At 72.2% G+C, this 11,801-nt stretch carries 12 protein-coding genes; 9 read left to right on the top strand and 3 right to left on the bottom strand.

Going from position 1 to position 11,801, the window contains the following annotated elements:
- Nucleotides 1–24 precede the first annotated feature (24 nt).
- From mycP to KME78_RS02515, 8 genes are all read left to right on the top strand, one after another.
- The gene (gene mycP, locus KME78_RS02480) at nt 25–1,149 is read left to right on the top strand and encodes a type VII secretion-associated serine protease mycosin (protein WP_219527044.1); all 1,125 of its coding nucleotides are present in this window, start codon (nt 25–27) and stop codon (nt 1,147–1,149) included.
- 97 nt (nt 1,150–1,246) lie between these two features.
- Nucleotides 1,247–1,570 carry a WXG100 family type VII secretion target gene (locus KME78_RS02485; RefSeq protein ID WP_219527045.1) on the top strand — a complete coding sequence of 108 codons (324 nt, stop codon included), beginning with the start codon at nt 1,247–1,249 and terminating at the stop codon, nt 1,568–1,570.
- A 16-nt stretch (nt 1,571–1,586) separates the two neighbouring features.
- Complete coding sequence (locus KME78_RS02490) at nt 1,587–1,886, top strand: WXG100 family type VII secretion target (protein ID WP_219527046.1); 300 nt, start codon at nt 1,587–1,589, stop codon at nt 1,884–1,886.
- 8 nt (nt 1,887–1,894) lie between these two features.
- Nucleotides 1,895–2,266 carry a hypothetical protein gene (locus KME78_RS02495; protein WP_219527047.1) on the top strand — a complete coding sequence of 124 codons (372 nt, stop codon included), beginning with the start codon at nt 1,895–1,897 and terminating at the stop codon, nt 2,264–2,266.
- An 8-nt stretch (nt 2,267–2,274) separates the two neighbouring features.
- Nucleotides 2,275–3,591: a WXG100 family type VII secretion target gene (locus tag KME78_RS02500; RefSeq protein ID WP_219527048.1), complete on the top strand. Its 1,317-nt coding sequence runs from the start codon at nt 2,275–2,277 to the stop codon at nt 3,589–3,591.
- A gap of 2 nt (nt 3,592–3,593) precedes the next feature.
- Nucleotides 3,594–3,920, top strand: coding sequence for a hypothetical protein (locus KME78_RS02505; protein ID WP_219527049.1), 327 nt, complete (start codon nt 3,594–3,596; stop codon nt 3,918–3,920).
- Between the two features lie 12 nt (nt 3,921–3,932).
- Nucleotides 3,933–4,640 (top strand): hypothetical protein, encoded by a 708-nt coding sequence (locus KME78_RS02510; protein WP_219527050.1) that lies wholly within the window; start codon nt 3,933–3,935, stop codon nt 4,638–4,640.
- Nucleotides 4,637–5,071 carry a hypothetical protein gene (locus KME78_RS02515; protein ID WP_219527051.1) on the top strand — a complete coding sequence of 145 codons (435 nt, stop codon included), beginning with the start codon at nt 4,637–4,639 and terminating at the stop codon, nt 5,069–5,071. Before KME78_RS02510 ends, KME78_RS02515 begins: the two co-directional genes overlap by 4 nt.
- On the opposite strand, the gene eccCa is transcribed toward KME78_RS02515, so the two are convergent.
- Nucleotides 5,068–9,066 carry a type VII secretion protein EccCa gene (eccCa, locus tag KME78_RS02520; protein ID WP_219527052.1) on the bottom strand — a complete coding sequence of 1,333 codons (3,999 nt, stop codon included), beginning with the start codon at nt 9,064–9,066 and terminating at the stop codon, nt 5,068–5,070. The genes KME78_RS02515 and eccCa overlap by 4 nt on opposite strands.
- A 130-nt stretch (nt 9,067–9,196) precedes the next feature.
- On the opposite strand from eccCa, the gene eccD reads away from it, so the two are divergent.
- The gene (gene eccD / locus KME78_RS02525; protein WP_219527053.1) at nt 9,197–10,588 is read left to right on the top strand and encodes a type VII secretion integral membrane protein EccD; all 1,392 of its coding nucleotides are present in this window, start codon (nt 9,197–9,199) and stop codon (nt 10,586–10,588) included.
- On the opposite strand, the gene KME78_RS02530 is transcribed toward eccD, so the two are convergent.
- Nucleotides 10,585–11,427 (bottom strand): hypothetical protein, encoded by an 843-nt coding sequence (locus KME78_RS02530; RefSeq protein ID WP_219527054.1) that lies wholly within the window; start codon nt 11,425–11,427, stop codon nt 10,585–10,587. The genes eccD and KME78_RS02530 overlap by 4 nt on opposite strands.
- Complete coding sequence (locus KME78_RS02535) at nt 11,424–11,738, bottom strand: hypothetical protein (protein WP_219527055.1); 315 nt, start codon at nt 11,736–11,738, stop codon at nt 11,424–11,426. Before KME78_RS02535 ends, KME78_RS02530 begins: the two co-directional genes overlap by 4 nt.
- Nucleotides 11,739–11,801: the final 63 nt, after the last annotated feature.

Raw genomic sequence — 11,801 nt, forward strand, 5'->3', positions numbered from 1 at the left:
CCAAGACCGGCAAAATCCCCTTACATGGCTATTTCCGCTGCCCTCGCCTTGGTGCTGGCCGTCACGCCCGTCAGCGCCGCGCGGGCGGACACCAAGGCCCCGCCGTGTAATCCCGAGGCCGGAGTCCAGGACGTCAGCGGCAAGCCCTGGCCACAGGATCGGCTGCGCTTCCAGCGGGTGTGGCGGCTGACCCGGGGCGAGGGCGTCACCGTCGCGGTCGTCGACAGCGGCGTGGACACCCGGCACCCGCAGCTCGCCGGGGTGGTCACCGTCTCCGAGGACCTGACCGGCACGGACCAGCGGGACTGCGTGGGCCACGGTACGGCGGTGGCGGGCATCATCGCCGGCCGCGACCTCACCTCGCGTGGCGTACCGTTCCTCGGCGTCGCACCGGGCGCCCGGATCCTGTCGATCAAGCAGACCGCGACGAACGACGGCGCGGTGTCGCTACTGGCCCGGGGCATCAGACGGGCCGCCGAACTGGGCGCGAAGGTCATCAACGTGTCCGTGGAGGCGCACGACCAGCCGGAGCTCAAGTCGGCCGTCGCCTACGCGCAGAGCAGGGACGCGGTCATCGTCGCGGCGGCGGGCAACGTGAAGCGGGAGGACGGCGAGGTGACGCCCTCCTACCCGGCGAACTACCCCGGCGTGATCGCGGTCGGCGCGGCCTCCCCCGACGGCACGAAATCGGCGTTCTCCAACGGCACCACCAGGGTCTCCGTCACCGCACCCGGATCGGCGATCACCAGCACGTGGACGGGCGGCGGCTACCGGACCGATCTCGACGGCACCAGCTTCGCCGCCCCGTACGTCTCAGGGGTGGTGGCCCTGGTCAGAGCCCGGCATCCGGAGCTCGATCTCTGGCAGGTCAAACGCCGCGTGGAGGCCACGGCCGAGGGCGGCGGCGCCACCGGGACCGGCGCGGGCATGGTCAACCCGCTGCTCGCGGTGACCGCCGTACTGCCGGGCACCGAGGAGAAGGCGGGCGGCGCCGCGCCGGTCGTCGTGGCCAAGGCCGCCGTCCCCGATCCGCGCACGCGCGGGCTGGCCGTCGGCATCGCGGCAGGCACGGTGGCGGTGACCGGGCTGGTGGTGTTCGCGGCGATCATGCTGCCCCGGGCGAGGCGCCGGGGCTGGCGGGCCGGGTGATCCAATATTTCGAGGAATGTTGAAGTCACAGCCGTTCATCCGGTGCGCCCGCTTAGGGTGCTCGCGTTGTCCCATGTTCGATTCCGGGAGGTGAACCGTGGCGCAGCCGACCACCTATCAGCAGGGCAGTCAGCACGACGCGGCCGCGCGCGCGCTGATCGCGCACGAGCACATCACGCAGATCCACAACAGGCTGCTCCAGATCCCCGACCAGCTCGGCAGCGCGTGGAAGGGCGAGTCGGCGTCCGTCTACGCGCAGGTTCTCAACGAGTGGAACCCGCAGTTCAAGAAGGTCATAGACGCCCTCCACCTGATCGCCGAGAACCTCAAGGGCTCCGGGATCGAGTACGACGAGGCCAGCACCTCCGCGCAGGCCGTCACCCAGAACCTCATGGCCGCGCTCAACGGCGGCAAGCTCTGACCTTAGGAGGGTCTCCATGACAGGTGGCGGCGACATCATCCTCGCCAATTTCGACGAGATGGAGGAGATCGCGGCCGAGCTGGGCCGCGCGTACGCCAACCTCGTCGGCGAGCTGACCGACCTGGAGAACGACCTGAAGATCCTGGAGACCTGGGACGGCTCCGCGAAGGGCGTCTACCTGGAGGCCAAGCGCGAGTGGAACGATGCCGTCGTGTCCATGGGTGACACCATGCAGCGCTTCGGGCCCGCTCTGCACGACGCGACCGAGATCATGCGCGACGCCGAGCAGGCCAACGTCCGGCGCTGGGGCACCTGAGCGGAACGATGACCGAACCCGAGAACGGGATACCTCCCGAGCTGGTCATCGACCCGGCGGCGGCCGGTGACCAGGCGATGTGCCAGCCGGACGCGCTGCTCGACGTCGCGGGGGCCATGTCGAGGGACCTGCTGCCCCGGCTCGAATCGGCCGGGCACGCGGTGCCCGACCTGTCGCTCACGGCCGTGGGCGACTGGGACGTGGCACGGGGGTACGCCGAGACCATGCAACGGGCGCGCATGGCCACGGTGGACACGATGGAGCTCGTCACCGAACTGGTCAGAAGGGTCGTCGACGATCTGGTCGGCACCGCCGACACCGCCAGGGACGGCGACCAGCGAGCGGGCGAGGCCGCTCGCCGTACCAGATCTTCCGGATAGAGGGGCGCGTGGGAGAACCGAAGCCGATCAAGCAGGGCGCGCTGCCGGCGGGCGCGCCTGAGAGCTACGGCGGGCGTGACTCGATCCGGCGGCTGATCATGAGCACCAGGCCGGAGGAGTTCGGCGGCGTCGCCGACGCCTACCAGTCCACGGGCGCGCTGCTGGACCAGACGATCAAGGAATTGGCCACCTATGCCTCACGCCTCGTCGCCGATGGAAACTGGGGCGGCGAGTCGGCGCGGGCCATGCTCGGACGGATGGCGCGGGTGCAGTCGTATCTCGGCACGCTGCGGAGCCAGATCGGCGACATCCCGCCATCCGTTCAGCAGGCCGGTCGCGAACTGGCCACGGCGAAGGAGAAGTTCGAGCAGGCCACCCAGGAGCAGTACTACACGGTGGACACCGGGTCGTACATCTCCCGGGAGCTGGGGAACGATCCAGACGCCGACGCCCAGCGCTTCCTCGCGGAACTGAACGGCCGCTTGGCGGACGCGCACGGGACGCTTCCCGCGCGGCTGCCGTGGGACCCCGACCTGGCCGCCGGCGCGCCGTATCCGCCGACGCCGGTCGTGCGTGACAGCACGCCGGTGGGTGGCGGGATCGAGTTCCCCGATCAGGAGTCCACGCGCCCGGTCACGGGGCTGGCCAGTGTGGACCGGGCGGCGTCACCGATCTCGGTGACGCCGCCCGCTAACACGTTCACCCCGGCGGCACCGCTCGCCGCGTCGATCCCCGGCACTGCCGCTCCCCTGACCCTTGGGACGACGCCGGGCCAGGTCCCCGGGCTGATCACGTCCACCGGCGGCACGCCGTCCGTGGCCCAGCTCACCGGCTACCCGCCGACAACCGGCCCCACGCCGACCGGACGCCGGCCGATCACGGCTGAGCCGCGACGATCCCCGACCGGCACCGGCATCCGCCAGTCCGACGGCACGCCGACCGACCCGAAGCCGTCCGGCCGCACGTCGGCTGACGGCAGGCCGTCCGACCCCACACGCTCCGTCCTGGATGAGGGTCCCGCCAGGCCCGCCTCCGATCAGGCCCGCACCCCGCTCGGCAGCGTGCCCCACGAGACGGGCCCGTCCGTACGGCCCGGTGTCGTGCCGGTCGTCGACGGGACCTGGCCTGTCACCAGGACGGCATTGTCCGGCGGCCCCACAGGGGCGGCCGCCGGCACCGGTGGCATGCCGTTCATGCCCATGGGCGGCGGCCCGACCGGATACGAGGGTGCGCCGGCCGCCGCGCACCGGACGGTCGCGCCGCCCCCCGACGACTCGGGCCTGTTCCGTCCCGCGTACGACCCCGGCCGCCCGGTGGTGGACTGACCATGACCTCCGAGAACGACCTCAAGCGCATGCGGATGGACGCCGACTCCGTCCGCGAGATGGGCCGCAACCTCGGCAAGCAGCCCATGGAGCACCTCAATGACATGACCCGCGTGGTCGCGGGACTCAACGTGCACGCCCGCCACTACGGCCTGTTCGGCTTCTTCGGCTCGTCGCTGGAGGACGCGCTCGACCAGGTCAAGCTGGCCGCCCACCAGTACGTCGCGGCGACCAGGCACGAGCTGGCCGAGATGGAGTCGAAGGCGTTCGACACGGCCAACACCGCCGTTCAGGGCGACGGCGCGGCCTCCGGCGTCATGGCCGGCTGAGAGCGAGGACACATGCCGACACAACCGGAATCCGTGATCGCGGGCGCGGGCATGGCCCAGCTGGGCGCGGCGCTCCTGGGCGGCGGCCGCGCGAAGTACGCCGGACTGATCATCGCTCTCACCGTCGCCGACACGCCGGAGCTGCGGCGGGCCGCGCAGCAGTGGGAGGAACTGTCGGCGGGGCTACGCGAGCATCCCCAGCAGGTGCAGGAGTCCGTCAAGGATGTGCGCTGGACGGAGACGAGCGCCGAGCTGTTCCACCAGACGGTCGACACCCACGCCAACGAGGTGGCCGACAAGGCCGGTCTGCCGCAGTCCACGGCGGACTCCATGCGGACGTCCGCCGATGTTCTCGACTTCGCCGGCGACCTGATGCTCGACGTGGGCGCCGCCATTCTCCTGGCGGGGACGATCTACCAGCTCGGGCGGGTCAATCCCTACTTCCGGCCGGCGGCGGAGGTGGCGGCGACGATGTTCGGCCGCCGGGCCGATCAGCAGGCCGGGCAGGGCGCCATCAGGCTGCAGACGTTCCTCAGAGGTACGGAGGGTGTGGTCGGCAAGATCGCCGGCCGGTTCGCCAAGGTGTCGCCCGCCAAGAAGCTGCTCTTCGGCGGGGCGACCGCCGTCGGTGGCGGGATGACCGGCAACTCGGCCGTGGCCGGCGACCTCAGCGGATCGGCCCTCCCGCAGGGCAATCAGCAGACGAAGGAGGCAGGATGACGCGGGCTTTCGACGAAGCGGCCATCGACCGCATGATCGCCGGCACCCAGCGCCCGCTGGACGGGTTCGATGAGCTCTACCAGCAGGTCCTGGCCGTGCAGGGGTTCGCCCAGGACGCGGAGAAGCTGGTGACGGTCGAGTGCTCCGCCCAAGGCGTCACCGGGCTGGACATCAACCCGCGCGCGCTCCGCTGGGGCTCGGACAAGCTCGCCACCACGATCCTGGAGCTGATCGCCAGATCGCTGGCCGACCTGCAGGAGAAGTCGAACGCGCTCATGGCCGAGACGTGGGGCGAGGCCCCGCTGGACCTCACCCAGCACGACAACCCGGCCGACCTGCGCCTGCGGAACGCGCAGGACACGTACGACAGGGCCATGGAGAACGCGATGGCCGAGCTCGCCCGCATCCAGCGCCGCGTTGACGACGCCTAACCCGCTTCCGGCGGGGCCAGGTAGGCCGTCTGGATGAGCCGCGCGCCCGAGCGCCGGTCCACGAAGACCCCCCGCCCGGGCGGCAACTGCTGCGGACGCACGTTGCCGAACAGCGCCCCCTCCTCCCGCGGCCCCGACAGCAGCACGGCGGGGGTGTTCATCTCCTTCAGCCGCCGAACCACCGGGTCGAGCAGGCCGCGCCCCGCGCCGCCCATCGCCCGCCCCAGGATCAGGTGCAGCCCGATGTCGCGGGCCTGCGGCAGCAGGTCCCCGAGTACGGCCAGCGGATTGGCGGACGTGGCCACCAGGTCGTAGTCGTCCACGATCACGTACAGGTCCTGGCCGGTCCACCAGCTCCTGGTACGCAACTGCTCGGAGGTGAGGTCGGGCGGCGGCAGCCGGGTCTGCATGACCTCGTAGATGCCCTTGAGCACGGTGGCCGCGGCGGTGCTGGAGGCGGCGTAGCCGATGCGGTGCTCGTTGTCGGCCGTGTCGAGCAGCGAGCGCCGGTAGTCGATGATGACGATCCGCGCCTCCAGCGGCGTGAACCGGTCGACGATGCCCTCGGCGACGACGCGCAGCAGGTTCGTCTTGCCGCTCTCGGTGTCGCCGAAGACGACGAAGTGCGCGTCGGCGTCGAAGTCGAGTGACACGGGCGCCAGGGCTGCCTCGTCGATGCCGATCGGGATGCGCGGCCCGCTCTGGTCCGGTCCGGGCAGCGTGTGCACGGGGAACAGGTCCGGCAGCAGCCGCACGGGCGGCGCCGGAGGCTGCCGCCAGGCGTTCGCCGCGTCCGCCACCAGCGCGGCGACCCCTTCGGCCAGGTCGTCCACCGTGGTCTTGCCGTCCACGCGGGGCAGCGCGGCGAGGAAGTGCAGGGCCTCGCGGGTGAGGCCGCGACCGGGCGCGCCCTCGGGCACGTTGGCGGCGGCCTTCCTGTCGATCTCCGACTCGAAGGAGTCGCCCAGTCTGAGCTCCAGCCGGGTGGAGAACATGTCGCGCACGTTGGACCGGAACTCCGACCACTTGTTGGCCGTGCCGACGACGTGAATGCCGAAGCCGAGCCCCCGGGAGACCAGCTCGCTCAGCGGCGCCTCCAGCGACTCGAACTCCTGGCGCATCGTGGCCCAGCCGTCCACGACGACGAAGACGTCACCCCAGCCGTCGCCCTCGTACTCGCCGGAGGCCACCAGACGGCGGTAGGTGGCGACCGAGTCGATGCCCCGCTCCACGAACAGCCGCTCCCTGCGCGCCAGCAGGGCCGTCACCTCCGCCACCGTCCGCCGCACCCGATCGGCGTCCAGCCTGGTCGCCACGCCGCCGACGTGCGGCAGCCCGGCCAGCGCCGACAGTGTGCCGCCGCCGAAGTCCAGGCAGTAGAACTGCACTTCCTTGGGCGTGTGGGTGATCGCGAGCGAGGCGATCAGCGTGCGCAGCAGCGTGCTCTTGCCCGTCTGCGGCGACCCGATGATCGCGGCGTTGCCCGCCGCGCCCGACAGATCCAGCCAGTACGGGTCGCGCCGCTGGTCGAAGGGGCTGTCCACGATGCCCACCACGGCGTGCAACCGGCCGGGGCGGTCCTGGTCGGTGCCTGCGGCGGTGAGTCCGTGCGACGGGGTCGCCAGGACGGGCGGCAGCAGCCGGTCGAGCGAGGCCGGCTCCTTGAGCGGGGGCAGCCAGATCCGGTGCGCGGCGGGTCCCTGCCCGTTCAGGCGGTCCACCACGATGTTGAGCAGGCTGTCCTGCTGCTCCCGGTCCTCGGCGACGGGCTCGGGCTCGACCTCGGGCGGCGGCGGCAGCGGCACCCGCTCGGTGCCGTACCAGACGATCTTGCCCTGGTGGCCGGGACGGGCGGCGACCGCCCGGCTCTCCCGCTGCGCCGGCTGGTAGGGGCCGGACACGTAGGCCGCCTTGAACCTGGTCATCCCGGTCGTCTCGAACATCAGGTAGGCGTTGCCGGGTTCGGGCGGCAGCGCGTAGGCGTCGGCGACGCCCAGCACCGCCCGGCTCTCCGCCGCCGAGAACGTCCGCAGCCCGATCCGGTACGACAGGTGCGTGTCCAGCCCACGCAGCCGTCCCGACTCCAGCCGCTGGGACGCGAGCAGCAGGTGCACGCCCAGCGAGCGCCCGAGCCGCCCGATCATCACGAACAGCTCGATGAACTCCGGCTTGGCCGACAGCAGCTCGCTGAACTCGTCCAGCACGATGAACAGCGTCGGCATCGGCGCCAGCGCGGCGCCCTGCTCGCGGGCCTGCTCGTAGTCGCGCAGCGAGCCGTAGTTGCCGGCCGAGCGCAGCAGCTCCTGGCGGCGGACCATCTCGCCGTGCAGGGCGTCGTGCATGCGGTCGACCAGCGGAAGCTCGTCCTCCAGGTTGGTGATGACCGCCGACACGTGCGGGAGCGTGTCCAGGCCCAGGAACGTCGCGCCGCCCTTGAAGTCGACCAGGACGAAGTTCAGCACCTCGGAGGAGTGGGTGATCGCCAGCGCGAGCACGAGCGTACGCAGCAGCTCGCTCTTGCCGGAGCCGGTGGCGCCGACCACGAGCCCGTGCGGGCCCATGCCGCCCTGCGCCGCCTCCTTGATGTCCAGCTCGACCGGGCGACCGTCGGCGCCCAGGCCGAGCGGCACCCGCAGCCGGTTCCTGACCGGCCGCGGCTGCCAGGTCACGGCGGCCGAGATCCGGCGGGCGTCACCGATGCGGAGCAGGTCGGTGAGCGTGGTGTTGGTGGAGAGCGCGTCGCGCTCCTCCTCCACCCCGCCCGCCACACCGGCCCGCAGCGGCGCGAGCTGCCTGGCCAGCGAGGCGAACGCGGGCAGGCCGAGTACGTCGGGCCGCCCGAGCGCGGTCCTGACCTGCTTGCCCATGTCGTCCTCGGCGACCCGGACCACTTCGTCGGCGGTGACGTCGAGGTACAGCGAGAGCTGCGCGGGCGCCTGTCCCGCCGACCCGCTGAGGTCGATCACGGTCACGCCCTCGATGGCGTCGGTCCCGAGCTGGCTGCCCGGCGGCACCCGGCCGCCGTCCAGGATCACCACGTGGTACGGCAGCGCGTCCTGCGAGAGCCCCCGGCTGAACCTGGGCCGGTCCTTCAGCTCGAACCCGAGCAGGTCGTCGAGCTCCGCGAGATCCCTGGTGACCAGCCGGACCGGGCCCGCCCCGTCCTCCTCCTGGGGATGGAAGGCGTGCGGCAGCCACTTGACCCACTCCCACTCGGCCGCCCGTTCGGCCCCGGTGCACACCGAGACCCGCAGGTCCTCGGGCGAGTGCAGGGCCACCGCCTGGGCCAGCGCGGCGCGGACCAGGCCGCGGGCGGCCTCGGGGTCGCCCGCGAGGGTGATCCGGGCGAAGGAGTGCAGCGCCAGCGCGACCGGCAGGCCGGGGACCGTGGCGTGGGTACGCACGAAACGGCGCAGCGCGCCGGCGGACATCGGGTCGAGGTCCTCGATCGGCCGGCTCTCCGGCGGGATCAGCGGCAGCGCGAGGCGCTGCGCGGAGGTGGCGATCCGCACCTGGCCGAAGTCGTCGTCGCGGGGCCGCCGCTCCCACAGCCGCGAGGTCATGACCAGCGACCACAGCGTGACGGGGTCGGGATGGTTCCAGGTCATCGCCTTGCGCTGCTGTTCGGCGGCCCGGCGGACGCGCCGGCGCACCTGCTCCAGGTAGCGGTAGTAGTCGCGGCGCTGGCCGTTGACGCGGCTCTTGCGCTCGCCGGTGGTCCTGAGCAGCTGACCCATCGTCATGCCCACCATCGAGACGGCGAACAGGCCGCTCGACACCATCATGATCGGGTTGCCCGTGCCGCCGCCGGTGAACATGAGCGCCATGGCGCCCGCCCCGGCGATCATCGGCAGGTAGGTCAGCACCTGGGTCAGGCCGCCGCCCGTGACCGTCTCGGGGATCTCGGGTGGCGCTTCCAGCAGGACCTCACCGCTCGGCTGCTCCGGCGGCCTGCGCCGCTCGGGCCGACGCACCACCCATGTGTTGCCGCTCACCGCACCTCACCGAACACGCCACCAAACAACCCTCATAAAAGCCCGTCAGACCCCGCATTCAGCGACATTTCAAATTTTCTCGACATATTTACGGCGGCGCGTCGGGAGCCGAGTCCATAAACTCCTCCAAGTGAGCGCCACCGGAACCGACCTGTGCCGGGTCACGATCGTCACCCCTCGGGGGTCCCTCGATCTCGGCCTGCCCTCGGACATGCCGCTGGCGAGCATGCTGCCGACGCTGCTGCGCATCGCGGGCGAGGGGCTCGCGGAGGCCGGCCTGGCCCACGGCGGCTGGGTGCTCCAGCGCGTGGGCGGGCAGCCGTTCGACCTGAACGTGACGCTGTCGGACCTGGCCGTGCACGACGGGGAGCTGCTGCACCTGCGGCCCCGGGGGCACGAGCTGCCCGAGACCGTCTTCGACGACGTGGCCGACGCCGTCGCGACCGGCGTGCTCGAACGCACCAGCCGCTGGCAGCCCGCCGTCACCAGGTCCTACGGCCTGCGGGCCGCCTCGGTGGCCCTGGGCGCCGGCGCCGCCGCCCTGCTGCTGACCGGACCGCCGTGGACGCCCGCCGCCATCGTCGCGGCGGGCATCGCGCTGGTGCTGCTGCTGGCCGCGGTGGCGTTGTCGCGGGCCCTGGGCGACGCGGGCGCGGGGGCGGCGATCGGGTACGCGGCGCTGCCGTACGGATTCGTCGCCGGACTACTCGGACCCGATTCGCCGACCGGGCTGGCCGGGCTGGGGGCGCCGCATCTGCTGGCGACGTTCGGGGTCACGTTGATGCTGGCCACGGCCACCGGGTTCGCGGTCGCCCAGGGTCGGGCGACGTTCCTCGGCGTGGCCTTCGCCGCGTTCTGCGGGCTGATCGGCGCGGTGGCGGTCATGGTCTTCGCCGTGCCGGCGGCCGGTATGGCCGCGCTGCTGGCCACGCTGGCCGTGGGCATGACGACGGTGGTGCCGTCGGTCTCGTTCCGGCTGGCCGGGATGCCGCTGCCCGCCCTGCCGACGACCGCCGACGAGCTGCGCCGCGAGGGCGGCGACCTGGACGGCCGGATGGTGATCGACCGGACGGTCGTCGCGGACGGCTTCTGCACGGGCCTGCTCGGCGGGGTGTCGCTCGTCGCGCTCGGCGCGCAGGTGCTGCTGGCGGTGGCGGGCACCTGGACGGCGATCGCGATGAGCCTGTCGCTCTCGGCCGCGCTGCTGCTGCGCGCCCGCGTCTTCGAAGGCCGCGGCCAGCGGATGTGGCTGCTGACCTCGGCCCTGCTCGGCGCCGGCCTCCTCGCCCTGGCCGTGGGGCTGGGCGCGACTCGCGAGGTGGTGCTGTTCGGCCTGGTGCCCGCGCTGGTCGTGCTCGCGCTGCTGGTGGCCGGGGTGTCGCTCTGGCTCGCGTCGGCGCGGCCCACTCCGTTCTGGGGGCGGCTGGCCGACATCCTTGACATCGTGCTGATGATCGCTCTGCTGCCGCTGGCGCTGGCCGTACTGGATGTGTACGAGACGATCCGCGGGCTGGTCGGCTAGGGCGTGAGCCGGTCCTTGGCCACCTCGTCCAGGGTCCGGCCGCCGTCCGGGGTCTTCACCCGCCAGTCGAAGTACTGGGCGCCGTCGGGCAGCGGGCTGCCCGGTGGCGGCGGCCGGAACGTGGCGGCCCGCGCCGGGTCCGAGGTGTCGATCCCGGCCCGCGCGAAGTCCACCCGAGAGGTGGAGGTCGTCCGCATGAACCCGAGCTGCCAGATGGCCGGGCCGCCCATCGCGGCGGCGACGCCGCCCACGCCCGCCTTGAGGAAGACCGACAGCCGCTCGGTGGAGCGGGCCAAGGCCGCGCTGGACTGCACGCCGGCCGCCCGCATCGCGAGGCGGGCGGCCACGGAGGACTGCGGGGCCAGTGCCATGACCTGCAGCGCGGTCAGTCTCAGATAGGTCTCCTGCGCGATCTTCGCCGCGGTGATCCAGTACGCGGCGATGGCGTCCCCGATGCTGTCGACGTGCCCCGCCACCCACTGCACGTTGTAGCGGTAGGTCTCCAGATCGGCCTTGAACCGCTCCGCCGCCGAGACGAACGCCTCCTGGTCCCTGGCGATCCAGTCCTTGCCCGAGTCGGCGATCACCCGGCTGATCGCGCCGCTGGCCGGCTTGTCGAGCTTGCCGCCCGCGCCCGCCTGCAGGTTGGCCGCCGCCTCCCAGATGCCGGGCACGTTCGCGACCGCGGGCAGGGTGGCGAGCAGCCCGATGAGGACGGAGGGTTCCAGCTTCGCGGCCTGCCTGAGGCTCCGTTGCACCGCGGCGGGGTTGGGCGGGATCTTGTACGCCCCGGAGCCCGCCTTGCCCGTGCCCGCGATCTTCCGGATCCCGCCCTTCACGGCTTGACCCGCTGGACCGCGGCGTCCTCGGCGGCGATCCAGTTCTGCTGCGCGTACTTCAGCGCCCCGTCCTCCCAGCCGGTCAGCACGCTCCTGGCCGTGTCGGCGTCCCGCTGGAGCGTGTCGAGCAGCGAGGAGTAGAGCGCGCCGACCGTCCACTCGCCGAGCAGTCCCCAGCCGGGGAAGGCGATGGACTCGTTCTCGTCGAGGATCCGGCGCACCGCGTCGAAGATCGGGATGAGGTCGTCTCTGAGCACCTGCCGGACCTCTCCGATCGCGGCGGGCGTGATGTAACGCGTATCCGGCTTCACGCCGGTAACTATGCGACACCACCCGACGTTCCCGGCGAAACCGGGCACGCATTTAATGATCAC

Source organism: Nonomuraea guangzhouensis (genome assembly GCF_019396345.1).
Lineage (GTDB): Bacteria > Actinomycetota > Actinomycetes > Streptosporangiales > Streptosporangiaceae > Nonomuraea > Nonomuraea guangzhouensis.

Excerpts from the sequence above, each read along its gene's own strand:
- KME78_RS02510 (WP_219527050.1), top strand. The coding sequence starts at position 3,933 with ATGCCGACACAACCGGAATCCGTGATCGCGGGCGCGGGCATGGCCCAG.
- mycP (WP_219527044.1), top strand. The coding sequence starts at position 25 with ATGGCTATTTCCGCTGCCCTCGCCTTGGTGCTGGCCGTCACGCCCGTC.
- KME78_RS02490 (WP_219527046.1), top strand. The coding sequence starts at position 1,587 with ATGACAGGTGGCGGCGACATCATCCTCGCCAATTTCGACGAGATGGAG.
- KME78_RS02515 (WP_219527051.1), top strand. The coding sequence starts at position 4,637 with ATGACGCGGGCTTTCGACGAAGCGGCCATCGACCGCATGATCGCCGGC.
- KME78_RS02495 (WP_219527047.1), top strand. The coding sequence starts at position 1,895 with ATGACCGAACCCGAGAACGGGATACCTCCCGAGCTGGTCATCGACCCG.
- KME78_RS02505 (WP_219527049.1), top strand. The coding sequence starts at position 3,594 with ATGACCTCCGAGAACGACCTCAAGCGCATGCGGATGGACGCCGACTCC.